The sequence below is a fragment of the Streptomyces sp. NBC_00090 genome (assembly GCF_045160815.1).
GTDB lineage: Bacteria > Actinomycetota > Actinomycetes > Streptomycetales > Streptomycetaceae > Streptomyces.
In genome coordinates this window covers 1,804,450-1,831,040 of record NZ_CP108224.1, presented here as the reverse complement: position 1 = coordinate 1,831,040, position 26,591 = coordinate 1,804,450, and the positions used below count along the sequence as shown (strand labels likewise).

Here is a 26,591-nt window from a genome sequence, read left to right as displayed (position 1 = left end):
GATTAGGTGCGCCCGAGGCGCCGGGACCTCGGGGATCACCCTCTCCTCCCACGGACTCGACCCCGACCCACGGGTCAGGGTCGAGTCCTGGCGAGCCGTCCGTCGGCCCCGTCACGCCAGGGTGACCAGCTCCCTGTACTCCTCGCTCCACAGGTCCTCGTCCGCGTCCGGAAGCAGCAGGACCCGCTCGGGGCGCAGCGCGTCGATGGCGCCCTCGTCGTGCGTGACCATCACGATCGCGCCCGGGTAGGTGCCCACGGCCGCGAGGACCTCGTCGCGGGAGGCGGGATCCAGGTTGTTCGTGGGCTCGTCCAGGAGCAGCACGTTCGCGCCGGAGTGGACGAGGGCGGCCAGCGCCAGCCGGGTCTTCTCGCCGCCCGACAGCACGGAGGCCGGCTTGTCGGCGTCGTCGCCCCGGAACAGGAAGGCACCCAGCACCGCCCGTACCTCACCTTCGGTCAGGTGCGGCGCGGCCCCGGCGAGGTTCTCCCGGACCGTGCGGCCCGGGTCCAGCGTCTCGTGCTCCTGGGCGAAGTACCCGAGGCGCAGCCCGTGCCCGCGCACCACGCGCCCCGCGTCGGCCGTCTCCTCTCCGGCCAGGAGCCGGAGCAGCGTCGTCTTCCCGGCCCCGTTGAGCCCGAGCACGACCAGCCGGGAGCCCCGGTCCACCGCCAGGTCCACCCCGTCGAGGACGGGGCGCTCCCCGTACGCCTTGGTGAGCGAGACCGCCCCCAGCGGCGTGCGCCCGCAGGGCGCGGGCTCGGGCAGCCGGATGCGGGCGACCCGCTCGGCCTGCCGCGCGGGGTCGAGCCCGGCGAGCATCCGGTCGGCCCGGCGCGCCATGCTGCGGGCCGTCGTCGCCGTCGCCACCCGCGACTTCATGCGGTCCGCCTGCGCGTGCAGGGCGGCCGCCTTCCGCTCGGCGTTGGCGCGCTCGCGCACCCGCCGCCGCTCGTCGGCCTCCCGCTGCGCGAGATGGGCGTCCCAACCGGTGTTGTGGACGTCGAGCGCGGCGCGCTGCGGATCGAGGTGGAAGACCCGGTTGACGGTGGCGGCGAGGAGGTGCACGTCGTGGCTGATCAACACCAGGCCGCCCCGGTGGGCGGTCAGGAAGCCGCGCAGCCAGCCGATCGAATCGGCGTCCAGGTGGTTGGTCGGCTCGTCGAGGAGCAGGGTGTCCTCCGGGCCGTGACCGGCGAAGAGGATCCTGGCCAGCTCGACCCGGCGCTTCTGCCCGCCGGACAGCCGGCCCACGGGCCGGTCCATCACCTCGGCGGGCAGGCCGAGGCCGGCGGCGACCCGGGCGGCCTCCGCCTCGGCGGCGTACCCGCCGCCCGCCTCGAACGCGGCCTCCGCCCGGTCGTACGCGGCGAGCGCCCGCGCGTCGGGCGCCTCGCCCAGCCGTCGGGCCGCCTCCGCGAGCCGCCGGACCGCCAGGTCGAGGCCGCGCGCGGAGAGGATCCGGTCGGTGACGGACACGGTCGGGTCGGCGGCCCGCGAATCCTGCGGGAGATGGCCGACGGAGCCGGTACGGGCGACGGTGCCGGCGGCCGGGGCGCGCAGCCCGGCCAGGGTGTCGAGAAGGGTGGTCTTGCCGGCCCCGTTGCGGCCGACGAGGCCGATCCGGTCGCCGGGGGCGATGTGGAAGGAGACGCCGGACAGCAGGAGCCGGGCGCCGACGCGCACGTCGGCACCACGAACGGTGATCATGGGGTAACGCTCCGAAACGGCTGGGGGACACACGGGTGGCGTGGGAGTGGGTCCGCAGCTAGGAGATTCGGGGCGTAGACATACCGTCGAGGCTAACCGAGCGGTCCTTCCGCCGCACCGGACTTTCGTCCCGCCCCGGGAGGTGTCCCGCCCCCCGCCCCTTCTCACCAGTCGGGAAAGGCCAGGTCGAGCTCGCGTACCCGGTGCTCCCCGGTGGTGATGTCGAGGGCGACGATCCGGTCGTGCCGAAGCGCGAACGCCACCGCCGAGACCGGCCTGCCGGCCACGAGGGCGACCAGCCCGACGGCCCCGTCGACCAGCGCGGGCCTCGCCACGCCGGCGAGGTGCGCGAAGGCGGCGGCCGCCTCCGCGACGGCCGGGGCGCCGTGCACCGGCCCACCCTCGGCGTACGCCACGACATCCGGGTCGAGGACGGCCGCCAGCGCGCGGGCGTCACGCGCGCGTGCGGCCGCGAGGAAACGGTCCACCACCGCCCGCTGCCGTCCCGGATCGCCTCCGGTGCGCCCCGCCCCGCCGCCCCGCATCCGCTCGCGGACCCGCCGGGCGCGCCGCGCCGCGTCCGCCGGGGAGCCGCCGGTGATCCGCGCGGTCTCGTGCGGCGGCAGCCCGAAGAGGTCGTGCAGGACGTACGCGAACCGCTCCTCGCTCCCGAGGGATTCCAGCACCACCAGAAACGCCAGCCACACGGAGTCCACGCCGCCGGACCCGCTCCCGCCGTCGCCGGACCCGCTCCCGCCGTCGCCGGTCCTGCTCCCGCCGGTCGCACTCCCGCCGCTGCCGGTCCCGCCCCCGCGCCCGCCGCTCCCGCCGCTGCCGGTCCCGCCCCCGCGCCGCCCGCCGGCCGCCCGCTCCTGGAGTCCACGGACGCACGCCTGCCCCACATGGGCCGCCAGCCAGGCCCGTACGGCGGTCCCGCCGTCCCGCCCGAGCTCCGCCCGTGCCGCCGCGAGCACCTCGTCGGCCTCGGCGCGCGACCCCATCATCCGCAGGGCCACGTCCCGCAGCAGCTCCTGGTCGGCGTCGAATCGCCTGGTCAGGGCGGTCAGAAACGTGTCGTCGTGCATGGGCTCACTCCTCGTCGGTTCCGTCACCGCGTTGACGCGAGGGCGTCCCCCGATGTGACACGGCCCGTGAGGAGGTGAATCGGCTGTGACCGAGGCTTTCGGTTGCGCGCCCCGGCAGCACCGCCCCGATGAGGGACTTGGACGTTCCCGGGCAGCCGGCCCGCCGGCTTCGGCAAGACGATCTACGAGAGCGGGAACGAAGCCGCGAGAACGGATCAACGCACCGAGGCCCGCGCAAGCCAATCCACCCTGCGCCCCCGCTCCTCCAGCAGAGCCTGCCCCGCAGAGGAGAGCTCGACCAGGCTCTTGCGGCCGTCGGTCGGATGCGCCCGGCGCGTGATCAGCCCCTGCTCCATGAGCAGTCCAACGGCTCGGGCCATGGACTGGGGGCGTACCCGCTGATCGGCCGCCAGTTCGCTGGTCGTCATCGCACCGCTGCGGTCCAGCGCACCGAGGACGGCAGGGGCAACCCCACCGTCGAAGTGGACGTGGAACTGGCGGACGGATCCATCGGCCGGGCCGCAGTCCCCTCCGGCGCTTCGACCGGCGCCCGCGAGGCCGTCTAACTCCGCGACGGCGACCCGGCCCGCTGGCACGGCAAGGGCGTCGACCGCGCGGTACGCCACGTCAACACGGAGCTCGCGGCCGCCGTCACCGGTCGCGAGGCCGAGGACCAGGCCGGCCTCGACGCCGCCCTCGTCGCCACGGACGGCACCCCCGCCAAGTCCAGGCTCGGTGCCAACGTGATCCTCGACTTCGTGGTGACCGCCGTCGAGCGCACGGGATACCGGCCGGGCACGGACATCGGCCTGGTCATGGACCCGGCGTCGTCCGAGTTCTTCCGCGAAGGCGTCCACGACTACACCGGGGAAGGAGTGCGGCGCACACCCGCCGAGCACGCCGACTACCTGGTCAAGCTGATCGACGCCTACCCCATCGTGTCGATCGAGGACCCGATGGCCGAGGACGACCTGGCGGGATGGCGGGATGGCGGGATGGCGGGATGGCGGGACCTGACCGCACGGGTCGGTGCGCGCTGCCGGCTCACCGGTGACGACGTGTTCTGCACGAACGAGACCCTCCTGTGCGAGGGCATCGGTTCCGGCGTCGCCAACTCGGTCCTGGTGAAGGTCAACCAGATCGGCACCCTGACGGAGTCCCTGGCCACCGTCAACGCCGCCCACCGGGCGGGCTGCACCGTCGTCATGTCGCACCGCTCGGGGGAGACGGAGGGCACGACGATCATGGACCTGGCGGTGGCACGGGCTGCGGCCGGATCAAGACCGGATCTCTGTCCCGCTCCGACCGCACCGCCAAGTGCAACCAGCTCATCCGCATCGAGGAGCGGCTGGGCGACAGTGCCCAGTACGCGGGCGCGGAAGCGCTGCGCCGCTAGGGCGTGTGTCGAAAGTCCCGCCTGCCCGGTGGCGCCCGGCACGCACGCTCGCCGCGTTGTCCGGCGGATCATGCATGGCTCGCGGGGTCCGGCACGCCCATCTGCGGCGTTGTCCTCGGTCTCCCCCAAGCGCTCGACGGTCTCCCCCAAGCGCTCGGCGTCGCTCGAGCGGGGGAGCTCCCATCGACCCCGCGAAGTGCGTCAAGCTGTTGGTGTCCCGTTGTCGATGCTCCGGGCCGGTTGGATCGCGTACTCGGCAAGGGCCGACCAGCTGTCTCGCCCGCCGGCCCGAGTCGTCGGCCACGGGGGTGGCCGACGATGGTCGTTGTATAAAACTGCGGACGCACGTATAGTCATGCCATCCATGAGGAGGGTTTTCGATGAAGGTACGAGCAGCAGTCGCGGGCGCGAGCGGATACGCGGGCGGGGAACTCCTGCGTCTCCTCCTCGCCCACCCCCACGTGGAGATCGGCACCCTGACGGGCCACTCCAACGCGGGCCAGAAGCTCGGCTCCCTCCAGCCCCACCTCCTCCCGCTCGCCGACCGCGTCCTCGCGCCGACCGTCGCCGAGGAGCTCGCCGGGCACGAGGTGGTCTTCCTCGCCCTGCCGCACGGACAGTCGGCCGCCGTCGCCGAGCAGCTCGGGCCTGACGTCCTCGTCGTCGACATGGGCGCCGACTTCCGGCTCCGGAACGCCGCCGACTGGGAGACGTACTACGGCTCCCCGCACGCCGGGACCTGGCCCTACGGGCTCCCCGAGCTGCCGGGTGCCCGCGCCGCGCTGGAGGGGTCCAAGCGCATCGCGGTGCCCGGCTGCTACCCCACCGCCGTCTCGCTCGCGCTCTTCCCGGCGTACGAAGGCGGCCTCGCCGAGCCCGAGGCCGTGATCGTCGCCGCCTCCGGCACCTCCGGCGCGGGCAAGGCCGCCAAGCCGCACCTCCTCGGCAGCGAGGTCATGGGCAGCATGTCCCCGTACGGCGTGGGCGGCGGTCACCGCCACACCCCCGAGATGATCCAGAACCTCAGCGGTCCGGCGGGGGAGCGGGTCACCGTCTCCTTCACGCCCACGCTGGCCCCGATGCCCCGCGGCATCCTCGCGACCTGCACGGCCGCCGCGAAGCCGGGCGTCACCGCCGAGTCCGTACGGGCCGCGTACGAGAAGGCCTTCGCGGACGAGCCCTTCGTCCACCTGCTCCCCGAGGGGCAGTGGCCGGCCACGGCGTCCGTCTACGGTTCCAACGCCGTTCAGGTGCAGGTCGCGTACGACGCGGCCGCGCGACGGATCATCGCCATCAGCGCCATCGACAATCTCACCAAGGGCACCGCAGGCGGTGCGGTGCAGAGCATGAACATCGCCCTCGGCCTCCCCGAGGACACGGGTCTTTCCACGATTGGAGTTGCGCCGTGAGCGTGACCGCAGCGAAGGGATTCACGGCGGCGGGCATCGCCGCCGGGATCAAGCAGAACGGCAACCCGGACCTGGCCCTCGTGGTCAACACCGGGCCCCGCCGCGCCGCCGCGGGAGTCTTCACCTCCAACCGCGTCAAGGCCGCGCCCGTCCTCTGGTCCCAGCAGGTCCTCGCCGACGGCGAGCTGACCGCCGTCGTCCTCAACTCCGGCGGTGCCAACGCCTGCACCGGCCCCCAGGGCTTCCAGGACACCCATGCCACGGCCGAGAAGGTCGCCGAGGTCCTGAGCGCCAAGGGCGCGGAGGTCGGCGCCGGTGACGTCGCCGTCGCCTCCACCGGCCTCATCGGCATCCTGCTCCCCATGGACAAGCTCCTCCCCGGCGTCGAGAAGGCCGCGGGCGAACTCTCCGAGCACGGCGGCGAGAAGGCCGCCATCGCCATCAAGACCACCGACACCGTCCACAAGACCTCCGTGGTCACCGGGGAGGGCTGGACGGTCGGCGGCATGGCCAAGGGCGCCGGCATGCTCGCCCCCGGCCTCGCCACCATGCTCGTCGTCCTCACCACCGACGCCGACGTCGAGGCCAAGGCCCTGGACAACGCCCTCCGGGGTGCCACCCGCGTCACCTTCGACCGGGTCGACTCCGACGGCTGCATGTCCACCAACGACACCGTGCTCCTCCTCGCCTCCGGCGCCTCCGGCGTCACCCCCGCGCAGGACGAGTTCACCGAGGCCGTACGGGCCGTCTGCGACGACCTCGCCCGCCAGCTCATCGGCGACGCCGAGGGCGCCAGCAAGGACATCCGCATCGAGGTGATCAACGCGGCGACCGAGGACGACGCCGTCGAGGTGGGCCGGTCGATCGCCCGGAACAACCTCCTCAAGTGCGCCATCCACGGCGAGGACCCCAACTGGGGCCGGGTGCTCTCCGCCATCGGCACCACGCGGGCCGCCTTCGACCCGGACCGGCTCAACGTCGCCATCAACGGCGTGTGGGTCTGCAGGAACGGCTCCGTCGGTGAGGACCGCGAGCTCGTCGACATGCGCTACCGGGAGGTCACCATCACCGCCGACCTCGCCGCCGGCTCCGAGTCCGCCGTCATCTGGGCGAACGACCTCACCGCCGACTACGTCCACGAGAACAGCGCGTACTCGTCATGAACAACCCCAACACCCCCGCGCGGAAGCACACCGCCCTTCCGAAGGCCCAGATTCTCATCGAGGCCCTGCCCTGGCTCACCCGCCACCACGGCAAGACCGTCGTCATCAAGTTCGGCGGCAACGCCATGATCGACGAGGACCTCAAGGCCGCCTTCGCCCAGGACGTCGTCTTCCTGCGCCACGCCGGCCTCAAGCCGGTCGTGGTGCACGGCGGCGGCCCCCAGATCAGCGCCGCCCTCGACCGGCACGGCATCGTCAGCGAGTTCAAGGCCGGCCTGCGCGTCACCACCGAGGACGCCATGGACGTCGTGCGGATGGTCCTCGCCGGCCAGGTCCAGCGCGAGCTCGTCGGTCTGCTCAACCAGCACGGCCCGTTCGCCATCGGTATGACCGGCGAGGACGCCCACACCATCACCGCCACCAAGCACCAGCCGGTCATCGACGGCGAGACGGTCGACATCGGCCGGGTCGGCGAGATCACCGCCATCGACACCGGCGCCATCGAGGCGCTCCTGGAGGACGGCCGGATCCCGGTCATCTCCTCCATCGCCCGCTCCCAGGACGACGGACATGTCTACAACGTCAATGCTGATACGGCGGCTGCGGCACTCGCTGCGGCGCTGGGTGCCGAGACGCTGATGGTCCTGACCGACGTCGAAGGCCTCTACGAGGACTGGCCGAACAGCGACGAGGTCATCAGCAGGCTCACCGCGAGCCAGCTGGAGAAGCTGCTGCCCGAGCTCTCCAGCGGCATGGTCCCCAAGATGGAGGGCTGCCTGCACGCCGTACGGAACGGGGTCACCACGGCCCGCGTGATCGACGGCCGGGTCCAGCACTCGATCCTGCTGGAGATCTTCACCGACGAGGGAATCGGCACGATGGTCGTGCCCGACGGACAGGGGGGACTGACCTGATGAGCGGCACCGGCAACGAGCAGCTGACCCAGCGGTGGGAGGGCTCGCTCATGAACAACTACGGCACCCCCCGGCTGCCCCTCGTCCGCGGCAAGGGCGCCAAGGTGTGGGACGCCGACGGCCAGGAGTACCTGGACTTCGTCGGCGGCATCGCGGTCAACGCCCTCGGCCACGGACACCCGGCGATCGTCGAGGCCGTGACCCGGCAGGCACAGAGCCTCGGCCACGTGTCCAACCTCTTCGTCGCCGAGCCGCCCGTCGCCCTCGCCGAGCGGCTGCTCGGCCTCTTCGGCCGGCCCGGCAAGGTCTTCTTCTGCAACTCGGGCGCGGAGGCCAACGAGGCCGCGTTCAAGATCGGCCGGCTCACCGGCCGGTCCCACATGGTCGCCACCGACGGCGGTTTCCACGGCCGGACCATGGGCTCCCTCGCGCTGACCGGCCAGCCCGGCAAGCAGACCCCCTTCCTGCCGCTGCCCGGTGACGTCACCCACGTCCCGTACGGAGACGTCGAGGCGCTGCGCGCCGCGGTCACCGAGGAGACGGCCTTCGTCATCATCGAGCCGATCCAGGGCGAGAACGGCGTCGTCGTCCCGCCCCCCGGCTACCTCAAGGCCGCCCGGGAGATCACCCGCGCCACCGGCACCCTCCTCGTCCTCGACGAGGTCCAGACCGGCGTCGGCCGCTGCGGACACTGGTTCGAGCACCAGGCCCACGAGGGCGTCGAGCCGGATGTCGTGACCCTCGCCAAGGGCCTCGGCGGCGGCCTGCCGCTCGGCGCGACCGTCGCCTTCGGCCCGGCCGCGGAGCTCTTCGCGCCCGGCCACCACGGCACCACCTTCGGCGGCAACCCGATCGCCTGCGCCGCCGGACTCGCCGTCCTGGACACCCTCGGGGCCGACGCGGCCCTCGATCACGTCAAGTCGGTAGGGGAGCGGCTGCGCCAGGGAATCGAGGGTCTCGGTCACCCGTTGGTCTCCCACGTCCGTGGTGCGGGCCTCCTGCTGGGTATCGTGCTCACCGAGCCCCTCGCCCCCCAGGTGCAGCAGGCGGCTCAGGACGCCGGCCTCCTGGTGAACGCGCCCGCCCCCGATGTCGTACGGATCATGCCTCCGCTGGTCCTCACCGACGCCGAGGCGGACGCCTTCCTCCGGGCCCTCCCCGGAGTTCTCGACGTGGCGAACGGGCAAGGACGAACCGGAGAATGAGACGACGATGACCGACGCGCAGGAGAACGAGCACGGCGGGCCGTCCGTTCCGCAGACCCGCACCGCACGCCACCGCAGGATCGTCGACATCCTCAACCGCCAGCCGGTGCGCTCGCAGAGCCAGCTCGCCAAGCTCCTCGCGGACGACGGGCTGAGCGTCACCCAGGCGACGCTCAGCCGCGACCTCGACGAGCTCGGCGCGGTGAAGATCCGCAACACCGGTGGAGAGCTGATCTACGCGGTGCCCAGCGAGGGCGGCTTCCGCACCCCGCAGGCCCCGCTCGGCGAGTCCGCCAAGGAGGAGCGGATGCGGCGCCTCTCCGGCGAACTGCTGATCTCCGCCGAGGCCTCCGCCAACCTCGTGGTGCTGCGGACCCCGCCGGGCGCGGCGCAGTTCCTCGCGTCGGCCATCGACCAGGCCGAACTCCGCGCGATCCTCGGCACGATCGCGGGCGACGACACGCTCCTGCTGATCAGCCGGGACCCGGCGGGCGGCCAGGCACTCGCCGACCACCTGTTGAAGCTGGCGCAGAAGTGAGCGCCGGAGTTCAGTAGCGCGTGATCGCCGTCGGGCCGCCCCGCGTTCCGACGGCGATGTGCGGCCGGCGCGCGGGATCCGCCCGGGCGAGTACCGCGTGCGGATGGGCGCGACGCCAGGCCGCCGCTCAGCGCCCCGCGCGGTACGGGGCTAGTCGGCGTGCAGCGGCGGCAGGGGAAGCGGCAGCGCGGGCAGCCCGTCGAGGCTGGTGGCGATGTGGTCCTTGCGCTCGCAGTACGCGTTGAACTCGTCGTCCGTCTTCCGGTTGAAGTACTCGGCGTGCAGCGTCCGGTCCTCCTGGTACTCCATCAGCGGTACGGCGAACCCGCACGCGTCGCTGACCCGTCGCGCGTGCACGACGACGATCGCCCGCGCGCTGCCCTGCCCCTCGACGGCCTCGGCGGGGAACCGGGAGAACAGCTCCGCCCAGCGCGGGTCGTCCCGGAACACGGCCTCCCCGGTCCCGTGCACCCGCACGACGGTCGGCGGCCCGGAGAACGCCGTCCACATGAGGGTGATCCGCCCGTTGCCGGGCTCCCGCAGGTGCGCGATCGTCTCGGCGCTGCTGCCGCCGAAGTCGACGTAGGCGAGCGTCAGTTCGTCGAGCACCACGAGGGTGCCCCTGCGGCCCTTGGGGGAGAGGTTGACGTGACCGTCCCCGGAGAGGGGAGCGGTCGCGGTGAAGTACACCGGCTGGGCCTCTATGAAGGCACGGAGCCGTCCGTCGATGTGGTCATACGTTTTTCCCATGTCCCGGATTCTCTCGAACCGGTGGCCCCGGTGGAAAAATGTCTCGCCCGGCGGTTCGGGCGTCAGCGCCCCCTCGCGACCGGTTCCGCCGCCGTATCTCCTCGTACCAGCGGGGAAGTTCGGCGGCGTGGCGCTCGACGAGCCGCCGGATCTCGTCCGCGTACGGGCCGCCGGCCTCATCCCCCAGCCGGCGCAGCCCCCGGAGGGCCTCGCCGCGCGCCTTCCACCGCAGGGCGAAGTCGGGGTCGTCGGCCAGCCGCAGGCCGGCGAGGAGTGCCCCGGTCTCGTCGTGATGGCCGATCAGGGCGAGACCGGCGGCGCGCTGGGCGTGTGGACGGCCGGGTGCCGCCAGATCGAGCAGGAGGGGGAGCGGCAGGTGGCGCGCGTTCCACCCCACCACGCCCCTCGCCACGCGCGTCACCCTCGGCGCGGGGTCCTCGAGGAAGGGCACGGCCTCCTGCCAGTCGAGTCCGTGCCGGGACGACAGCAGGTCCAGCGCCGCCGCCCGTACGTCCTCGTGCGACGCCGTCAGGAGCACGCGCAAGGCCTCGGGGCGGTGGCGTACGGCCCTGAGGACGGTGTTCCGCACGGCGGGGGCCGGGTCGTCGGCGAAGGCGACCGGCCCGTCGCCGGGCAGGGCGCCCAGCATCCGCAGCGCGGCGAGCGCCCGGGCACGTACCGGACCCCGGGCGTGCCGGGTCAGCCGGCGGAAGAGGGGGACGTCCTCGGGGTCCCGCCGCCCGGCGAGCCCCGTGACCGCCGCCGGGGTGACGGCGGCAGGGTCGGCGCACCGGGCGCGGTACGCCGTGTACGGATCGCCTCCCACCGCCCGCAGCTCCCGGCACGCCACGGCGCGCACCCGGGCGTGCGAGTCCGTCAGATGCCGTGCGAGGTCGTCGCCCCGCCCGGTGGACCGCAGACGTTCGACGGCCGCCGCCCGCACGACGGCGTCGCGTGCGGTCGACAGTGCGTCGAGGTAGGGGCTCGGGTCGTGCTCGGTCAGCAGCGCGGCGAGGGCGCGCCGGCGGGCCACCCGCTCGGGGTGGGAGACGGCCAGCCGCGCCAGGTCCTCGGGCCGGAGGAGGCCCGCCTCATGGGCGGTGGCCAGGGCCGTGCGCCCGAGCGTGGGGTCCCGGCGGACGCCCATGAAGGCATGGAACCGGGCGAGGCCGTCCTCGCGCGTCGTGCCGTCCCCCGTTTCCAGGGCCAGCCGGGTGATCCGTACCGCCGCGCGCACCGCGTGCCCGGCGACGCTCACGTCGGCGTCCCGCTCGGCGATCGCGTACGCCTCGGCCGCGTCCAGCAGTCCCGTCGAGGCCCCGGCCCGTACCCCGGCGACACGGCACTCCCACCGGCGGCTCGCCAGCAGCTCGGCCACCGCCTCCGCCGGCGGCCCGTCGATCAGGGAGAGGACAGCCTCCCGCGCCCAGCCCCCGTACCGGCGCAGGTCCAGGAGCAGGGCGAGCGGCGCCAGCGCCCGTACGGCTTCGTCCTCGGCCCCGGCGAGCGCCCCGCCGAGGACCGCGCGGGCGAGCTCGCGGACCGTCCCGTCCGTGTCGGCGCACCGGATGAGGACGAGTGGCAGGGCGGCGGCGGGCAGTGCCCCGTCCCCGGCGAGCCGGAGCGCGGCCGCGCGGAGCCGGGGGTCGTCGTGGCAGAGGGCCAGCGCGATCTCGGACTCGGTGGGCGGCCGGGACCAGCAGGCGACCCCGCCCGGTCCGCCGGGTCCCGCCTCGTGCCAGTGCGGGGCCGTGGTCCAGTCGTCCAGTTCGCGGTCGTCGAACCAGTGGAAACCGACCCGGACACGGCCGCTCGACCGGCGAGGGCCCGGCCGCCAGGTGGAGACCGAGACGCTCCGGTCGAGCCTCACCCAGTCCTCGGCGCGGCCCGTTCCCGCGGCCGGGGCGATGCCCTTCCCGTGCAGCAGTCGTTCTCCGGGGGAGCGGCGCTTGGTGGGCAGCAGGGGCGGCAGGAGTTCGGGCGGTGTCATGCGCCCGGACAGTAGCGGTGTCCCACGCCTTTCACCTGCGAATATTCCGCTTCTCGCCGGAGCGGGCACCGCAGCGGATTGACGAACCATGCAGAGTTCTGCATACTCATGCATAACGATGGTCGCGAAGACTGAGGAGCAGCAGTGAGCAGCAACAACGGAGATGTCCGGCTCTGGGGCGGGCGGTTCGCCGACGGTCCCGCCGAGGCCCTCGCGAAGCTGTCCGCGTCGGTCCACTTCGACTGGCGTCTCGCGCCGTACGACATCGCCGGCTCCCGTGCCCACGCCCGCGTGCTGCACAAGGCCGGGCTGCTCACCGAGGACGAGCTGACCCGGATGCTCGCCGGCCTCGACCTGCTGGAGGCCGACGTCGCCGACGGCTCCTTCGTCGGCACCATCGCCGACGAGGACGTCCACACCGCCCTGGAGCGGGGCCTCCTGGAGCGCCTCGGCCCGGACCTCGGCGGCAAGCTGCGCGCCGGCCGGTCCCGGAACGACCAGGTCGCCACCCTCTTCCGCATGTACCTGCGGGACCACGCCCGGATCATCGGCGGCCTCGTCGCCGACCTCCAGGACGCCCTCGTCGGCCTCGCCGAGGCGCACGCGGACGTCGCCATGCCCGGCCGTACGCACCTCCAGCACGCCCAGCCGGTGCTCTTCGCCCACCACGTCCTGGCCCACGCCCAGTCCCTCTCCCGGGACGCCGAGCGGCTGCGGCAGTGGGACACCCGGACGGCGGTCTCCCCGTACGGCTCCGGCGCCCTGGCGGGCTCCTCGCTCGGGCTCGACCCGGAGGCGGTCGCCAAGGACCTGGGCTTCGAGCGCGGCTCGGTCGGCAACTCGATCGACGGCACGGCCTCCCGTGACTTCGTCGCCGAGTTCGCCTTCATCACCGCGATGATCGGCATCAACCTCTCGCGGATCGCGGAGGAGATCATCATCTGGAACACGAAGGAGTTCTCCTTCGTGACCCTGCACGACGCCTTCTCCACCGGCTCGTCGATCATGCCGCAGAAGAAGAACCCGGACATCGCCGAGCTGGCCCGTGGCAAGTCCGGCCGCCTCATCGGCAACCTCAGCGGTCTCCTCGCCACGCTCAAGGCCCTCCCGCTCGCCTACAACCGGGACCTCCAGGAGGACAAGGAGCCGGTCTTCGACTCCTGCGACCAGCTGGAGATCCTGCTGCCCGCCTTCACCGGCATGATGGCCACGCTCACGGTCAACCGCGAGCGCATGGAGGAGCTGGCCCCGGCGGGCTTCTCGCTCGCGACGGACATCGCGGAGTGGCTGGTCAAGCAGGGCGTGCCGTTCCGGGTGGCGCACGAGGTGGCCGGCGAGTGCGTGAAGGTCGCCGAGGCGGACGGCGTCGAGCTGGACGGCCTCACGGACGAGCAGTTCGCCAAGATCTCCGAGCACCTCACCCCCGAGGTCCGTACGGTCCTCAACGTCCCCGGCGCCCTCGCCTCCCGCGACGGTCGCGGCGGCACGGCCCCCTCGGCGGTCGCCGTCCAGCTCGTCGAGGTCAAGGCGGACCTGGTGATCCAGCACGCCTGGGCCACCGCCAAGCAGTAGAGCTCAGCACGTCACAGCGCCGCCGCCCACTCCGCGAGCGCGTCGAAGTCCGGCCGGATCAGTCCGATCCGGGGATCGACGTGCAGCAACAGGGCGGCGGCGAGGTGGTTCTGCTCCACGTACTCGTGGTCGTACGAGGTGATGTCGTCGTCGACCCAGGCGAACGGCCGCCCCTCCGCGTACTCCAGGATGTACTGCGTCTTCCAGAAGGTCCCGCGAGGGGCCTTTCCGTGCATCTGGGGCCAGTCGATGAACGGCAGCTCCGGCAGCCCGAGGTGGGGCCCGATCCAGTCGTTGGCCTCGCCCTTCCAGGTCGTCGCCCACACCAGCTCGTACGCCTCGGCGAGCGCGAGCAGCTCGCCCCCGTGCGCCGGGTTGAGCCACACCCGCAGCGGCTTCGTCTCGAACCAGCCGCCGGGCCGCATCCGGTGCGTCGCGTACCCCTCCGGGCGCCGCTCGCGCTGTGCCGCGTACGGATTCAGCGGCCCGTCCACATCGATCAGCAGCAGTGGCTTCGTCATGATCACAGCATTCCGTTCCCGCCCCCGGTGAGGCGTTGATTTATCGAATGAGACATTGATGTCTCATTCGGTGTATGGTCGTCTCATGTCAGTCGACCGCACCCAGGTGCTCCACAGCGCCGCCGCCCTGCTCTCCCGCAAGGCGACCGCCACCATGGACGAGGTCGCGCGGGCCGCCGGGATCGGCCGGGCCACGCTGCACCGGCACTTCGCCGGGCGCGACGCCCTGGTCAGGGCGCTCGAGGAGCTCGGGATCCAGGAGCTGGAGGCGGCCCTCGACCAGGCCCGGCTCGACGAGGGGCCCGCCGACGAGGCCGTACGCCGGCTCGTCGCCGGGATGGAGCCGATGGCGCCGCTGCTGTCGTTCCTCGTGACCGAGAACCAGCTCTTCGAGGGCGACCAGCAGAACGAAGGCTGGGCCCGCCTCGACGCCCGCGTCTCCGCCCTCTTCCGGCGCGGCCAGGAGCAGGGCACCTTCCGGATCGACCTGACCCCCGCCTGGCTCACCGAGGCCCTCTACGGGCTCATCGGTTCCGGCGCCTGGGCCGTGCAGGACGGCCGGGTCGCGGCCAATGACTTCCAGTACATGATCGTCGAGCTGTTGCTCGGCGGAGCGCGCAGGAGCGTGGAGAAGTGAGCACCAGCACCCTCAAGCACACGGGCCATACCGAGGGCGTGCACCGCCCCGGCCGGTGGCTCGCCCTTTCCGTTCTCGTCCTGGCCGTCCTCCTCGTGGCGGTGGACGCCACGGTGCTCGGCCTCGCCACCCCCTTCCTCTCCGAGGACCTCAAGCCCTCCGGCACCCAGCTGCTCTGGATCGGCGACGTCTACTCGTTCGTCATCGCCGGACTCCTGGTCTCCATGGGCAGCCTCGGTGACCGCATCGGCCGCAAGAAGCTGCTGCTGATCGGCGCCACGGCCTTCGGTGCCGTCTCCGTGCTGAACGCCTACGCGACCAGCCCCGAGATGATGATCGTGGCCCGCGCGCTGCTCGGCGTCGCCGGCGCCACCCTGATGCCGTCCACCCTGGCGCTCATCCGGAACCTGTTCCACGACCCGCGCGAGCGCAGTCTCGCCATCGGCATCTGGGGTGCCATGGCCTCGGCCGGCGCCGCCGTCGGACCGGTCGTCGGCGGATTCCTCCTGGAGCACTTCTGGTGGGGCTCGGTCTTCCTCATCAACCTGCCCGTCATGGCCGTCCTCGTCCTCGTCGGCGTCAAGCTGATCCCCGAGTCGAAGAACCCGAACCCGGGCCCCTGGGACCTCCCCAGCGTCGGCCTCTCCCTCGTCGGCGTGATCGCCGTCGTCTACGCGATCAAGGAGCTGGCCTCCCACGGCCTCACCTTCGACGCGGGGCTCGCCGCCCTCGCCGGTGCCGCGGCCCTCACCTGGTTCGTCCGCAGGCAGCTCACCCTGCCCGCCCCGCTCCTGGACATGCGCCTCTTCCGCAACCGCGGGTTCTCCGGCGCCGTCCTCGCGGACCTGCTGACCATCCTGGGCCTCTCCGGCCTGGTGTTCTTCCTGTCCCAGTTCTTCCAGCTGGTCCAGGGCCGCCAGCCCCTGGAGGCCGGTCTCGCGGAGCTGCCCGCCGCGATCGGCGCGGTCACGGCCGGTCTCGTCGCGGGTCTCGTGGCCCGGCGGTTCTCCGTCCGGTCCGTGGTGGCGGGCGGTCTCGCGGCCGTCGGTCTCTCCCTCGCCGTCCTGACGACGATCGACGGGACCACCGGCTACCCGCTGCTCGGCGCGAGCCTGCTCGTCGTCGGTGTGGGCGCCGGCTTCGCCTTCACCGTCACCGCCGACGTGATCCTCTCCAGCGTCCCCAAGGAGCAGGCCGGTTCCGCCTCCGCCGTCTCCGAGACCGCGTACGAACTCGGCGCCGCGCTCGGCATCGCCGTACTCGGCTCGATCGTGACCGGCGTCTACCGGGACTTCGCCACCCCGGCCGGGGTCCCCTCCGACATCGCCTCGGCCGCCCACGAGTCGCTCGGCGGCGCGGTGGAGGCGTCCGGCGCCCTCGCCCCGGACACGGCGACGGCCCTGGTGTCGGCCGCCCAGCTCGCCTTCGTCGACGGTCTGCGGATCGCGGCGGGCGTCGGCGCGGCGGTCCTCCTCGCGGCCTCGGTCGCGGCCTGGTTCCTGCTCAGGGGCCAGAAGTTGGAGGACGGCGTCGAGCACTGACGCGCCGCACGGCGTGCATACGACGGTGCCCCCGTACAGCAGGACTGTACGGGGGCACCGGCACGTTCGTCAGGGAGTCACGCGGCCTTCGCCTTGGTGGCGTACATGTCCACGTACTCCTGCCCGGAGAGCCGCATCACCTCGGCCATCACCGAGTCCGTCACCGCCCGCAGGACGTAGCGGTCGCGGTCCATCCCGTCGTACCGGGAGAACTCCATCGGCTCGCCGAAGCGGACCGTGACCTTGCCCGGCCGCGGCACACCCGCCCCGCCCGGCTGGATCTTGTCGGTGCCGATCATCGCGAACGGCACCACCGGCGCACCGGTCATCAGGGTGAGCCGCGCGATGCCCGTCCGGCCCCGGTACAGCCGGCCGTCGGGGGAGCGGGTGCCCTCCGGGTAGATCGAGAAGATCTTGCCCTCCTCCAGGACCCGGCGCCCGGTCATCAGCGCCGCCACACCACCGCGGCCGCCGTCCCGGTCCACCGGGATCATGCCGACGCTGGTGAAGAACCAGGCCATCGCCCGGCCCTTGACGCCCTTGCCCGTCACGTACTCGTCCTTGCCGATGAAGAAGACCTGGCGGTCCAGGCAGATCGGCATGATCATCGAGTCGATGAAGGTCAGGTGGTTGCCCGCGAGGATGACGGGACCGGTCCCCGGGATGTTCTCGGCGCCCTCCACGCGGGGGCGGAACATCAGGCGCATGACCGGCCCGAGCACTGCCTTGATGATCGCGAGACGGGACAACGGTTCCTCCGGGATGACGCGGGGGTCGGCCAGCTGACTGTGCAGCTGGCGACGATACTCGCGGGTCACCGTCGTACGCACATCGGGTTCACCGAGTGGATACGCAGTGTTGACGTGTGTTTCCGCCATGTTCCGCGGAGATCTGCCGTCCGTAGGGCCTCCTTGCCTAGCGTCGGAGCTCCCCGTTGACAGGTGCGGGACATCACACAGAGGGAGCCTTCATGACACAGGGTGCGCGCCGAACCCCGGCACGGCGGACCGTTCTCGGAGCGGCCGGAGCGGCGGCGGTACTGGGGGCCTCGACCGCCCTCCCCGCGGGCACCGCCCATGCCGACGAGGCCCGGGCCGACGGCCGGGGCCACGGCCACCGCTCCCTCCCCGTCCCCACCGTCATCGCCCACCGCGGCGCCAGCGGCTACCGACCCGAGCACACCCTCGGCTCCTACCGACACGCCCTGGACCTCGGCGCCCACGTCATCGAGCAGGACCTCGTCCCCACCCGGGACGGGCACCTCGTATGCCGTCACGAGAACGACATCACCGGCACCACCGACGTCGCCGACCACCCCGAGTTCGCCTCCCGGAAGACCACCAAGAGCATCGACGGCACCTCGCTCACCGGCTGGTTCACCGAGGACTTCACGCTCGCCGAGCTCAAGACGCTGCGGGCGAAGGAGCGCATCCCCGGCACCCGCCAGGAGAACACCCTCTACGACGGCCGCTGGACGATCCCCACCTTCGAGGAGGTCCTCCGCTGGGCCGAGGAGGAGGGCCGCCGCCGGGGCCGCGAGGTCTGGCTCCACGTCGAGACCAAGCACCCCACCTACTTCCGCTCCCTCGGCCTCGGCCTGGAGGAGCGGCTCGCCAGGCTCCTGCGCCGGTACGGACGCCACCGCGCGAACTCCCCGGTCTTCCTCCAGTCCTTCGAGCCCAGCAGCATCCAGCGCCTGGCGAAGCTGGTCGACTCCCCGGGAGTGGTCCTGCTCTCCGGCGCGAGCAGCCGCCCCTGGGACTTCGTCCAGGCCGGCGACCCGCGGACCGTCGCCGACCTGGTCAAGCCCGAGGGCCTGCGCTGGATCGCCTCGTACGCACAGGGCATCGGCCCCACGCTCGACCTGGTCATCCCGAAGGACACGAGCGGCCGCCTCGGCACCCCGACCACCCTCGTCCGCGACGCGCACGCCGAGGGGCTGATCCTCCACCCGTACACGCACCGCAACGAGAACACCTTCCTGCCCGCCGACTTCCGCCGGGGCACGGACCCGACGGCCTACGGCGACTCCTTCGGCGCGCTGAAGCGGTACCTGGAGACGGGGATCGACGGCATCTTCTCCGACAACCCCGACACCGCGCTGCTCGCCGCCGCGGACTTCTCCGCCGCCCGCGACTGACGGCTTCCGGAGGAGGCCGTTCGGCCCGGCCGCCGGGCCGAACGACCTCCTCCCGGGTGGTTTACGCCCCGCACCGCAACCGAGTCCGCGCACCCGGGCATCGTGCCGGTCATGACCACCCCCGAGACCCCCACGGCGCCGGCCCCGACCGCGCAGACCGCCATCGCGCCGACCGCCGTCGCGCAGACCCCCGAGGCGCACGCGGACCCCGCTCCTGCTCTCGTACCCGCCCCTGCCGCCCCTGCCGCCGCTCCCGCCCCTTCCGCAGCTCCCGTCCCCGCCCCCGCTTCCGACTCCCTCTCGGCCCGCGGGCTCCTCGCCGCCCTCGCCCCGCTGCTCGCCGCCGAGTCGGACGCGGAGGCCCCGGCCGCCGGCGTCGACCCCGGCGACCTCGAACAGGCCGTCTGGCTCCGTCTCCTGGAGCGCCTGCAGGAGACGGGCGCCCCCGAGCGCCCCGCCGACTGGCTGCGCCGCGCCGTCCGCGCCGAGGCCCGCCGCGCCCGCCGGACCACCGACAGGGAGCGCCCCTATCAGGGCGAGCCGGCCCCGCGGGCGGGCACCGACGGGCCGCACGGCTCCCCGGAGAGCTCCCTCCTCGTCGCCGAGCGGCACCGCACCCTGCGCGCCGCCGTCACTCGAACGCCCGGCCGGTGCCCCCGGCTGCTCACCGCGATGCTCGATCCGGAAGACCCCACCTACCGAGAAATCGCAGGAGAGTTGGGTATCTCACAGGGCAGTCTGGGGCCGATGCGTTCCCGTTGCCTGGGATGCCTGCGCAGAATGCTGGCTGCAGAGGTTCCCGCCCCCGGCCGACGGGGAAGGGTGCGATAAACCGACGGCGAATCACATGAGCGGGAGGCGTGCACACATGGGCCTGAGTGTGACCATCTCAGCAGCGGACGCGCAGGACGCGGAGCACATCCTGAAGCTGCAGTACCTCTGCTACCAGAGCGAGGCGGAGCTGTACGGAGACTGGTCCATCGAACCGCTCACCCAGTCGCTCGACGCCCTGCGCACCGAACTGGACGAGGGGTACGGGCTCGTGGCCCGGCTCGGCGACGAGGTCGTCGCCTCCGTACGGGCCCGCCTCGACGAGGACGGCACGGTGCGGATCGCCAAGCTGATCGTCCACCCGCGCATGCGGCGGCACGGCCTCGGCGGGCGGCTCCTCGACGGCATCGAGCGCCACTTCGCCGCCGCCACCGCGCCGACGACGCCCTCCGCCAAGCGCTTCCAGCTCTTCACCGGCCACCGCAGCGAGGGCAATCTGCGGCTCTACCGCAGCAAGGGGTACGCCCAGGTGGGCACCCGGGAACTGGGCCCCAGGCTCACCCTGGTGACCCTGGAGAAGGCCGCCTGACTCAGGCCGCCGTCACCGCGCGGGACCTCCGCAGCCACCAGATGCCGGTCAGAGGCAGCAGCACGGGAATGAAGAGGTAGCCGTAGCCGTAGTCCGACCAGACCGTCGCGTCCGGGAAGGCGGACGGCTCGACCAGCGTCCAGGTGCCCACGATCAGTACGCCCGCGAGCTCGGCGGCGCAGCAGACCAGCGCCGCCCTGCGGGCCGTTTCCCCGCCCCGTACCAGGGTGTAGGTGATGAAGGCGTAGACCGCGGCCGCCACCGCCGAGAGGGCGTACGCGAGCGGTGCCCGGTCGAACTCGGTCGCGATCTGGTAGATCGATCGGGAGACCGCGCCGACCGACATCACGCCGTACAGCCAGACGAGCAGGATGCCCGGGCCCGTGACGAGACGGGTCCTCGCGCCCTGTGCCGCCTTCTCCTGCGTCGCGGTCATGGTCAGCCCACCGTCCAGATGTCGTAGAGACGCACTTCGAGTACGGCGAGGACGACCGCGCCCGCGGCCACCGTCGCCGAGCCCCACCGGCTGCGCTCCGCGAGCGACATGAAGCCGGCGATGGGCACCGCGCACAGCGCGCCCAGCAGATAGGCGACGAAGATCGTCGTGCCCTCCTCGGCCTTCTCGCCGCGCACCAGCTGCACGATCCCGACGATCAGCTGGACCAGGACCAGGAAGGTCACCACGGCCATGCCGATGAAGTGCCAGTCCTTGGTCGGCTGGTCCCGGAAGGCGGCGAAGCCGCACCAGGCGGCGAGGGTGAGCGCGGCCACGGAGACCGTGACCGTGAGGGCGTCGAGCATGCGCCCGAGGGTATTACGGTGCGAAGGGCCCGATGCGCTCGCCCCCTCCCCCTGCCGCCCGGCGCGGTGCCGGTCGGGCGCCGGTCCGGTGCCGGTCGGTGGGCCGGTCCAGCACTGGTCGTGGGCCGGGCGGTGGGCCTGTAGAGGGTCGTCGTGAGGCCGGTCGGTGGTGGGCGCACGGACCACGTGGCCTTGGCCACACCCGGCCCCGGCCCGGCTCCCGAACGCGGGCGCCGGTACCGGCGCCCGAGGGCCGTCCCCGCAGGCCACACGCGGGGGAGCGGCGGACACGCGCCCCGAGAAGTGTCCGCATGGCGTCTCAACGACGTCCGCTATTCGGACACCGCCCTTTCGTTCGCGAGTGCGCATGCTTTACTTGCAGACATGACCACGACGAGCAGCCGCACCCTTGCGACCGAGGCGATCACGACGCCCGGTGCTCGTTGTATGTGTCGAATGTGCGCCTTCTGAGGGCCCCCGCCTGAGTTTCGCGCCCCGAAGCGAGACCCGACGGCCGAGCCGTTCCTCCCGCCGTCCGGCGGCGGACCGTGCCTGCCCCAGCGCACTCGCTGCCCCCCGGTCACCCGCCGGACGGCCTCCGTGCGCCTGACTGTCCGAATGACGAATGCCCCGTGCCCGGCGGACCCCGCGCCGCGCACTCGACAGTGACGGAAACCCTGTGATCACCACTTCGGGCCTGACCAAGGTCTACGAGTCGCGCGGCCGCCAGGTCACCGCTCTGGACGGCGTCGACCTGCACGTCCGTGAGGGCGAGGTCTTCGGCGTGATCGGCCAGAGCGGCGCCGGCAAATCCTCGCTCATCCGCTGCGTCAACCTCCTGGAGCGCCCCACCTCCGGGACCGTGACCGTCGACGGAGTCGACCTCACCGCCCTCGCCGGAAAGGGCCGCCGCGCCGGCAAGGACCTGCGTCGGGCGCGCAGCAGCATCGGCATGGTCTTCCAGCACTTCAACCTGCTGTCCTCCCGCACGGTCAAGGACAACATCGAGCTCCCCCTGGAGATCCTCGGCGTCTCCGGCGCCGAGCGCTCCCGCCGTGCCCTCGAACTCCTCGACCTCGTCGGCCTCGCCGACAAGGCCAAGTCCTACCCGGGCCAGCTCTCCGGCGGCCAGAAGCAGCGCGTGGGCATAGCCCGCGCCCTCGCCGGCGAGCCCAAGGTCCTCCTCTCCGACGAGGCCACCAGCGCCCTCGACCCGGAGACCACCCGCTCCATCCTCCAGCTGCTGCGCGACCTCAACCAGCAGCTCGGCCTCACCGTCCTCCTCATCACGCACGAGATGGACGTCGTCAAGACGATCTGCGACTCCGCGGCGCTGATGCAGCACGGCCGCGTCGTCGAGTCCGGCACCGTCGGCGAACTGCTCGCCACCCCCGGCTCCCAGCTGGCCGCCGAGCTCTTCCCGGTCAGCGGCGCCCCCACGGGCCCCGACCACACGGTCGTCGACGTCACCTTCCACGGCGAGTCCGCGACCCAGCCGGTCATCTCCCAGCTCTCCCGCACGTACAACATCGACATCTCGATCCTCGGGGCGGCGATGGACACCGTGGGCGGGAAGCAGATCGGCCGGATGCGGATCGAGCTCCCCGGACGGTACGAGGACAACGTCGTCCCGGTCGGCTTCCTGCGCGAGCAGGGCCTCCAGGTCGAGCTCGTGGAAGAGGACGCCGCGGCGCCGGCCGACACCGCGCCCGTACTGGTCAAGGAAGGTGCCAAGTGACCTGGTCCGAGATGCAGCCCCTGCTGGAGCAGGGCACCGTCGACACGCTCTACATGGTCCTCTGGGCCACCGTCGTCACCGTGCTCGGCGGCCTGCCGCTCGGCATCCTCCTCGTCCTCACGGACAAGGGCGGACTGCTGCAGAACCGGCCGGTGAACAAGATCGTCGGTGCGATCGTGAACATCGGGCGCTCGCTGCCCTTCATCATCCTGCTGATCGCGCTGATCCCCTTCACCACCTTCGTCGTCGGCACCTTCATCGGTCCCACCGCGATGATCGTGCCGCTCGCCATCGGCGCGATCCCCTTCTTCGCGCGACTCGTCGAGACGGCGATCCGCGAGGTCGACCACGGGCTCGTCGAGGCCGTCCAGGCCATGGGCGGCGGCATTCCCACCATCGTCCGCAAGGTGCTGCTCCCGCAGTCCCTGCCCTCGCTCGTCTCCGGCGTCACCACCACGGTGATCGTGCTCATCGGCTACTCGGCGATGGCCGGCGCGGTCGGCGGCGAAGGCCTCGGCTCCAAGGCCGTCACCTACGGATACCAGCGCTTCGACACCACGTTCATGCTCGTCACCGTCGTCGTCCTGGTCCTGATCGTGACCGTCGTCCAGCTCATCGGCGACGGAGTCGTCCGGCTCCTCGCCCGCCGGGGCCGCACGGCCTGAGCCGTACGGCCCGCGTCGTACCGCGGGCCACGAGCCCACCCCACAGGCTTCGTTTCTCGAAGAACAGCCCGGACTTGTTGTCCAGGCGTCCACCGCACCACCGGAAAGAGGCACTCTTCGTGCGCAAGAACATCAAGCTCACCGCCGGTATCGCCGCCACCGCCGCCCTCGCCCTGGGCCTCTCCGCCTGCGGCACCTCCTCGGACCCGTCCTCCTCCAAGGACGCGGCCGGCTCCGGCGACACCTCCAAGCCGCTCGTCGTCGCCGCGTCCCCGACGCCGCACGCCGACATCCTCAACTACGTCAAGGACAACCTCGCCGAGAAGGAGGGCCTGAAGCTGGAGGTGAAGGAGTTCACGGACTACGTCCTCCCGAACACCGCCACCCAGTCCGGCCAGGTCGACGCCAACTTCTTCCAGCACAAGCCGTACCTCGACGACTTCAACCAGAAGAACAAGACCACCATCGTCCCCGTGGTCAACGTTCACCTGGAGCCGCTGGGCCTCTACTCCAAGAGCCTCAAGTCGGTGAAGGACATCAAGCCCGGCCAGACCATCGCGGTCCCCAACGACACCACCAACGGCGGCCGCGCGCTCCAGCTGCTCGCCGAGAACGGCCTGATCGCCATCAAGCCGGGCGTCGGCACCAACGCCAAGCTCTCCGACATCACCGACAAGAAGGGCCTGGAGTTCAAGGAGCTGGAGGCCGCCACCGTGCCCCGCGCCCTGAACGACGTGGACGCCGCCGTCATCAACGGCAACTACGCCATCGAGGCCAAGCTCCAGCCGGCGAAGGACGCCCTTGTCCTGGAGAAGGCGGACGACAACCCGTACGCCAACTTCCTCGCCGTCAAGGAGGGCAACGAGAAGGACGCCCGCGTGCAGAAGCTCGCCAAGCTCCTCAACTCGCCCGAGGTGAAGAAGTACATCGAGGACACCTACAAGGGCTCGGTCATCCCGGCCTTCGGCGCCGTCGCCAAGTAAGGCCCGGCACCCGAGGCACCGCCCGAGGGACCGTCAGACCGGTTTCCCCGTACAGTCCTTGTGACGAAGGCCCCCGCATCCCGTCCGGTGCGCGGGGCCTTCGTCATGTCCGCCCGCACACCCGACCCGGCCATGCGCACCGACGGCCGCATGCTGCATGCTGTGCGTTCACGGTCGATTCGGACGGTCCACGGCATGGAGCTGAGCATGACTACCACCTTTCCGGACATCTCCATCAACACGGACCGGCTGGTGCTGCGCGCGCTCGAAGAGGCGGACGCCCCCGCCCTCGCCGAGATGATGAACGACGACCTCATCGGCGCCTGGACCGCGGTGCCCCAGCCCTACACCGAGGCGGCCGCCCGTACCTGGATCACCGAGTACGCGCCCGCCGAACGCGCCGCGGGCCGGGGCATCGACCTCGCCGTCACCGAGTTCCTGACGCAGCGTCTGGTCGGCGTGATCCAGCTGGGCAACACCAACTGGCGGGTCAGATCCACCGAGATCTCCTACATCATCGCCCCCTGGGCCCGCGGCGAGGGCTACGCCTCCGAAGCCGCGCTCGCCACCGCCCAGTGGCTCTTCGGCGACCAGAAGTTCGAGCGCCTCGAACTGCGCACCGCGGCGGACAACACCGCCTCCCAGCAGGTCGCCCAGAAGATCGGCTGCATCAGCGAGGGCGTCCTGCGCAACGCCTGCATAGCCCGCACCCGCACCGAGGACGGCGGCTGGACCGACCTGCGCACCGACTTCATCGTCTGGGGCCTGCTCCCCGAGGACCTCGACGGCGTCGCCGACCAGATGGCCGAGGCCGGCTACTCCTCCTACACCGACTGGAGCTGAGCCCGGACGCCCAGCCGGACGCCCGGCCCGGGAGCCGGGCCCGGGAGGCGACGGCGGGGTACGCTCGGCACGCCCCCGACCTGCGACAACACCACAGGAGACAGACGACGATGGCCGACCGGGTCACGGTGATCGGCTGGGACGGCTCGCCCCTCACCTCGGCGGCCCGGTCCGCGCTCTCCGCCGCCACGCTCGTGGCCGGCGCCGCCCACCACCTGGCGCTGCCCGAGGTGCCCCCCGCCGCCGAACGCATCCGCCTCGGCAGCGTCGACCTCGCCGCCCGCCGCATCGCGGGCCACCGGGGCACCGCCGTCGTCCTCGCCGACGGCGACCCCGGCTTCTTCGGCGTCGTCCGCACCCTGCGCGCCCCCGAGCACGGCCTGGAGGTCGAGGTCGTCCCCGCCGTCTCCGCCGTCGCCGCGGCCTTCGCCCGGGCCGGTATGCCCTGGGAGGACGCCCGGATCGTCGTCGCCCACCAGCGCACCCTGCGCCGCGCCGTCAACGTCTGCCGCGCCCACCCCAAGGTCGCCGTCCTCACCTCGCCGGGCGCGGGACCGGCCGAACTCGCCCTCCTCCTCGACGGGGTTCACCGCACCTTCGTCGTCTGCGAGGAGCTCGGCACCGACCGCGAACAGGTCTCCGTCCTCACCTCCGACAGGGCCGCCGACCACTCCTGGCGCGACCCCAACGTCGTCCTCGTCATCGGAGGCGTGGGCGGCGGTGGCGCCGGCACCCCGGCCGCACCCTGGCTGATGGGCCAGGACCCGGCCGTGCGATCCGTACGGGGCTGGGGCCTTCCCACCGAGGAGTACGCCCCCGAGGAGTACGACACGCGGGGGTACGGTCGTGGGGTTACCGGGGCCACCGGAACCACCGGAACCACCGGAACCACCGGAGCCGCCCCGGCGGTCCGGTCCGGCGCCGGTGCGGACCCGGCCCTGCGCGCCGCCCAGCTGGCCCGCCTCGGCCCCCGCGTCGGCGACCTCGTCTGGGACATCGGCTGCGGCGGTGGTGCCTTCGCCGTGGAGGCCGCCCGCTTCGGCGCCGCCGTCCTCGCCGTGGACACCGACCCGGCCGCCTGCGCCCGCACCGAGGCGACCGCCCGTCGTTACGGCGTACCCCTCCAGACGGTCCCCGGCCGCGCCCCGCACGTGCTGGAGAGCCTGCCCGAACCCGACGTCGTACGGATCGCGGCCGGCGGCGTCCCCGTCGTCACCGCCTGCACCGACCGGCGACCGGAGCGCATCGTCGCCCACGCCTCCACGCGCGACGAGGCCGAGGCCATCGGCACCGCCCTCGCCGACGGCGGCTACGCCGTCGAGAGCCTCCTCCTCCAGACCGTGGGACTCGACCCGGACGACTGGTCGGAGCGCGAACGTTCGGTCGTCTTCCTGCTGTCCGGACGCAGGATCGACCGCGCCCAGTGACCGCCCCGCCCCGCGGGGGGCGGTAGGCTGGCCGATTGTTGTACCGCACCGGGACGTTCCGCATGTCGTTAAGCAATGTCCGGAATTGGTTGCCCATTCGGCTCACCGGTGTGATACGGCGCAAAAGGGGGGACCGCGCGACGTGGCGCAGTCCACAGCGCACCGTGGTGGATCTGCCTGCCACGATGGCCGAGGGCCGCGAC

At 72.4% G+C, this 26,591-nt stretch carries 24 protein-coding genes and 2 pseudogenes; 17 read left to right on the top strand and 9 right to left on the bottom strand.

The window, feature by feature from the left end; all coding sequences use genetic code 11:
* Positions 1 to 111 precede the first annotated feature (111 nt).
* The 3 genes and pseudogenes from OG361_RS07990 to OG361_RS07980 form a co-directional block, all read right to left on the bottom strand.
* Positions 112 to 1,710 (bottom strand): ABC-F family ATP-binding cassette domain-containing protein, encoded by a 1,599-nt coding sequence (locus OG361_RS07990; RefSeq protein WP_405852644.1) that lies wholly within the window; start codon positions 1,708 to 1,710, stop codon positions 112 to 114.
* A 164-nt stretch (positions 1,711 to 1,874) separates the two neighbouring features.
* Positions 1,875 to 2,795 carry a DUF4440 domain-containing protein gene (locus OG361_RS07985; protein WP_405852643.1) on the bottom strand — a complete coding sequence of 307 codons (921 nt, stop codon included), beginning with the start codon at positions 2,793 to 2,795 and terminating at the stop codon, positions 1,875 to 1,877.
* A gap of 227 nt (positions 2,796 to 3,022) precedes the next feature.
* Positions 3,023 to 3,256, bottom strand: a pseudogene (locus tag OG361_RS07980) (MarR family transcriptional regulator); the annotation flags it as partial.
* Between OG361_RS07980 and OG361_RS07975 the strand changes: the two are divergent.
* From OG361_RS07975 to OG361_RS07950, 6 genes and pseudogenes are all read left to right on the top strand, one after another.
* A pseudogene (locus tag OG361_RS07975) lies at positions 3,197 to 4,191 on the top strand (hypothetical protein). The pseudogenes OG361_RS07980 and OG361_RS07975 sit on opposite strands and share 60 nt — an antisense overlap.
* 380 nt (positions 4,192 to 4,571) lie before the next feature.
* The gene (gene argC, locus OG361_RS07970; protein WP_405852641.1) at positions 4,572 to 5,600 is read left to right on the top strand and encodes an N-acetyl-gamma-glutamyl-phosphate reductase; all 1,029 of its coding nucleotides are present in this window, start codon (positions 4,572 to 4,574) and stop codon (positions 5,598 to 5,600) included.
* Positions 5,597 to 6,763 (top strand): bifunctional glutamate N-acetyltransferase/amino-acid acetyltransferase ArgJ, encoded by a 1,167-nt coding sequence (gene argJ, locus OG361_RS07965; RefSeq protein ID WP_405852640.1) that lies wholly within the window; start codon positions 5,597 to 5,599, stop codon positions 6,761 to 6,763. The genes argC and argJ overlap by 4 nt, the downstream gene beginning before the upstream one ends.
* Entirely contained in the window at positions 6,760 to 7,677 is a 918-nt protein-coding gene (argB, locus tag OG361_RS07960; RefSeq protein ID WP_405852639.1) for an acetylglutamate kinase, read from the top strand. Before argJ ends, argB begins: the two co-directional genes overlap by 4 nt.
* Positions 7,677 to 8,882 (top strand): acetylornithine transaminase, encoded by a 1,206-nt coding sequence (locus OG361_RS07955; RefSeq protein ID WP_405852638.1) that lies wholly within the window; start codon positions 7,677 to 7,679, stop codon positions 8,880 to 8,882. Before argB ends, OG361_RS07955 begins: the two co-directional genes overlap by 1 nt.
* A 7-nt stretch (positions 8,883 to 8,889) precedes the next feature.
* Positions 8,890 to 9,420, top strand: coding sequence for an arginine repressor (locus OG361_RS07950; RefSeq protein WP_266889818.1), 531 nt, complete (start codon positions 8,890 to 8,892; stop codon positions 9,418 to 9,420).
* A gap of 150 nt (positions 9,421 to 9,570) precedes the next feature.
* Here the strand turns inward: OG361_RS07950 and OG361_RS07945 are convergent, their stop codons facing one another.
* Positions 9,571 to 10,170 (bottom strand): pyridoxamine 5'-phosphate oxidase family protein, encoded by a 600-nt coding sequence (locus OG361_RS07945; RefSeq protein WP_405852636.1) that lies wholly within the window; start codon positions 10,168 to 10,170, stop codon positions 9,571 to 9,573.
* A complete protein-coding gene (locus OG361_RS07940) occupies positions 10,154 to 12,160 on the bottom strand; it encodes a HEAT repeat domain-containing protein (RefSeq protein WP_405852634.1) in 2,007 nt (668 codons plus the stop codon). Before OG361_RS07940 ends, OG361_RS07945 begins: the two co-directional genes overlap by 17 nt.
* 144 nt (positions 12,161 to 12,304) lie before the next feature.
* Between OG361_RS07940 and argH the strand changes: the two genes are divergently transcribed.
* The gene (gene argH / locus OG361_RS07935; RefSeq protein WP_384566470.1) at positions 12,305 to 13,732 is read left to right on the top strand and encodes an argininosuccinate lyase; all 1,428 of its coding nucleotides are present in this window, start codon (positions 12,305 to 12,307) and stop codon (positions 13,730 to 13,732) included.
* A gap of 11 nt (positions 13,733 to 13,743) precedes the next feature.
* On the opposite strand, the gene OG361_RS07930 is transcribed toward argH, so the two are convergent.
* Positions 13,744 to 14,253 carry an HAD domain-containing protein gene (locus tag OG361_RS07930; RefSeq protein ID WP_405852632.1) on the bottom strand — a complete coding sequence of 170 codons (510 nt, stop codon included), beginning with the start codon at positions 14,251 to 14,253 and terminating at the stop codon, positions 13,744 to 13,746.
* A gap of 85 nt (positions 14,254 to 14,338) precedes the next feature.
* Here OG361_RS07930 and OG361_RS07925 point away from each other — a divergent pair, with 85 nt between their 5' ends.
* Positions 14,339 to 14,890 (top strand): TetR/AcrR family transcriptional regulator, encoded by a 552-nt coding sequence (locus tag OG361_RS07925; protein WP_405852630.1) that lies wholly within the window; start codon positions 14,339 to 14,341, stop codon positions 14,888 to 14,890.
* A complete protein-coding gene (locus OG361_RS07920; protein ID WP_405852628.1) occupies positions 14,887 to 16,431 on the top strand; it encodes an MFS transporter in 1,545 nt (514 codons plus the stop codon). The genes OG361_RS07925 and OG361_RS07920 overlap by 4 nt, the downstream gene beginning before the upstream one ends.
* 77 nt (positions 16,432 to 16,508) lie before the next feature.
* Here the strand turns inward: OG361_RS07920 and OG361_RS07915 are convergent, their stop codons facing one another.
* A complete protein-coding gene (locus OG361_RS07915) occupies positions 16,509 to 17,180 on the bottom strand; it encodes a lysophospholipid acyltransferase family protein (protein ID WP_329624462.1) in 672 nt (223 codons plus the stop codon).
* A gap of 221 nt (positions 17,181 to 17,401) precedes the next feature.
* Here OG361_RS07915 and OG361_RS07910 point away from each other — a divergent pair, with 221 nt between their 5' ends.
* From OG361_RS07910 to OG361_RS07900, 3 genes are all read left to right on the top strand, one after another.
* The gene (locus tag OG361_RS07910) at positions 17,402 to 18,571 is read left to right on the top strand and encodes a glycerophosphodiester phosphodiesterase (RefSeq protein WP_405852626.1); all 1,170 of its coding nucleotides are present in this window, start codon (positions 17,402 to 17,404) and stop codon (positions 18,569 to 18,571) included.
* A gap of 333 nt (positions 18,572 to 18,904) precedes the next feature.
* Positions 18,905 to 19,402, top strand: coding sequence for a sigma-70 family RNA polymerase sigma factor (locus OG361_RS07905; RefSeq protein WP_405862140.1), 498 nt, complete (start codon positions 18,905 to 18,907; stop codon positions 19,400 to 19,402).
* A 37-nt stretch (positions 19,403 to 19,439) separates the two neighbouring features.
* On the top strand, positions 19,440 to 19,931 hold the full coding sequence (locus OG361_RS07900; RefSeq protein WP_405852624.1) for a GNAT family N-acetyltransferase: 492 nt from the start codon (positions 19,440 to 19,442) through the stop codon (positions 19,929 to 19,931).
* A 1-nt stretch (position 19,932) separates the two neighbouring features.
* On the opposite strand, the gene OG361_RS07895 is transcribed toward OG361_RS07900, so the two are convergent.
* Together OG361_RS07895 and OG361_RS07890 are read right to left on the bottom strand one after the other, a co-directional pair.
* Positions 19,933 to 20,367 carry a hypothetical protein gene (locus tag OG361_RS07895; RefSeq protein ID WP_405852622.1) on the bottom strand — a complete coding sequence of 145 codons (435 nt, stop codon included), beginning with the start codon at positions 20,365 to 20,367 and terminating at the stop codon, positions 19,933 to 19,935.
* A 2-nt stretch (positions 20,368 to 20,369) separates the two neighbouring features.
* Positions 20,370 to 20,732: a hypothetical protein gene (locus OG361_RS07890; RefSeq protein ID WP_405852620.1), complete on the bottom strand. Its 363-nt coding sequence runs from the start codon at positions 20,730 to 20,732 to the stop codon at positions 20,370 to 20,372.
* A 679-nt stretch (positions 20,733 to 21,411) separates the two neighbouring features.
* Here OG361_RS07890 and OG361_RS07885 point away from each other — a divergent pair.
* The 5 genes from OG361_RS07885 (at position 21,412) to cbiE (ending at position 26,388) form a co-directional block, all read left to right on the top strand.
* Positions 21,412 to 22,470, top strand: a complete 1,059-nt coding sequence (locus tag OG361_RS07885) for a methionine ABC transporter ATP-binding protein (protein ID WP_405852619.1) — start codon at positions 21,412 to 21,414, stop codon at positions 22,468 to 22,470.
* Positions 22,467 to 23,135: a methionine ABC transporter permease gene (locus OG361_RS07880; protein ID WP_405852618.1), complete on the top strand. Its 669-nt coding sequence runs from the start codon at positions 22,467 to 22,469 to the stop codon at positions 23,133 to 23,135. The genes OG361_RS07885 and OG361_RS07880 overlap by 4 nt, the downstream gene beginning before the upstream one ends.
* Positions 23,136 to 23,254: 119 nt before the next feature.
* Positions 23,255 to 24,118: a MetQ/NlpA family ABC transporter substrate-binding protein gene (locus tag OG361_RS07875; protein WP_405852617.1), complete on the top strand. Its 864-nt coding sequence runs from the start codon at positions 23,255 to 23,257 to the stop codon at positions 24,116 to 24,118.
* A gap of 207 nt (positions 24,119 to 24,325) precedes the next feature.
* Positions 24,326 to 24,961 carry a GNAT family N-acetyltransferase gene (locus tag OG361_RS07870; protein WP_405852615.1) on the top strand — a complete coding sequence of 212 codons (636 nt, stop codon included), beginning with the start codon at positions 24,326 to 24,328 and terminating at the stop codon, positions 24,959 to 24,961.
* 110 nt (positions 24,962 to 25,071) lie between these two features.
* The gene (gene cbiE / locus OG361_RS07865; protein ID WP_405852614.1) at positions 25,072 to 26,388 is read left to right on the top strand and encodes a precorrin-6y C5,15-methyltransferase (decarboxylating) subunit CbiE; all 1,317 of its coding nucleotides are present in this window, start codon (positions 25,072 to 25,074) and stop codon (positions 26,386 to 26,388) included.
* Positions 26,389 to 26,591: the final 203 nt, after the last annotated feature.

Excerpts from the sequence above, each read along its gene's own strand:
- OG361_RS07900 (WP_405852624.1), top strand. The coding sequence starts at position 19,440 with ATGGGCCTGAGTGTGACCATCTCAGCAGCGGACGCGCAGGACGCGGAG.
- OG361_RS07925 (WP_405852630.1), top strand. The coding sequence starts at position 14,339 with ATGTCAGTCGACCGCACCCAGGTGCTCCACAGCGCCGCCGCCCTGCTC.
- OG361_RS07890 (WP_405852620.1), bottom strand. The coding sequence starts at position 20,732 with ATGCTCGACGCCCTCACGGTCACGGTCTCCGTGGCCGCGCTCACCCTC.
- OG361_RS07985 (WP_405852643.1), bottom strand. The coding sequence starts at position 2,795 with ATGCACGACGACACGTTTCTGACCGCCCTGACCAGGCGATTCGACGCC.
- OG361_RS07950 (WP_266889818.1), top strand. The coding sequence starts at position 8,890 with ATGACCGACGCGCAGGAGAACGAGCACGGCGGGCCGTCCGTTCCGCAG.
- OG361_RS07870 (WP_405852615.1), top strand. The coding sequence starts at position 24,326 with ATGACTACCACCTTTCCGGACATCTCCATCAACACGGACCGGCTGGTG.
- OG361_RS07910 (WP_405852626.1), top strand. The coding sequence starts at position 17,402 with ATGACACAGGGTGCGCGCCGAACCCCGGCACGGCGGACCGTTCTCGGA.
- OG361_RS07990 (WP_405852644.1), bottom strand. The coding sequence starts at position 1,710 with ATGATCACCGTTCGTGGTGCCGACGTGCGCGTCGGCGCCCGGCTCCTG.
- OG361_RS07930 (WP_405852632.1), bottom strand. The coding sequence starts at position 14,253 with ATGACGAAGCCACTGCTGCTGATCGATGTGGACGGGCCGCTGAATCCG.
- cbiE (WP_405852614.1), top strand. The coding sequence starts at position 25,072 with ATGGCCGACCGGGTCACGGTGATCGGCTGGGACGGCTCGCCCCTCACC.
- OG361_RS07940 (WP_405852634.1), bottom strand. The coding sequence starts at position 12,160 with ATGACACCGCCCGAACTCCTGCCGCCCCTGCTGCCCACCAAGCGCCGC.
- argB (WP_405852639.1), top strand. The coding sequence starts at position 6,760 with ATGAACAACCCCAACACCCCCGCGCGGAAGCACACCGCCCTTCCGAAG.
- OG361_RS07955 (WP_405852638.1), top strand. The coding sequence starts at position 7,677 with ATGAGCGGCACCGGCAACGAGCAGCTGACCCAGCGGTGGGAGGGCTCG.
- OG361_RS07945 (WP_405852636.1), bottom strand. The coding sequence starts at position 10,170 with ATGGGAAAAACGTATGACCACATCGACGGACGGCTCCGTGCCTTCATA.
- argC (WP_405852641.1), top strand. The coding sequence starts at position 4,572 with ATGAAGGTACGAGCAGCAGTCGCGGGCGCGAGCGGATACGCGGGCGGG.
- OG361_RS07895 (WP_405852622.1), bottom strand. The coding sequence starts at position 20,367 with ATGACCGCGACGCAGGAGAAGGCGGCACAGGGCGCGAGGACCCGTCTC.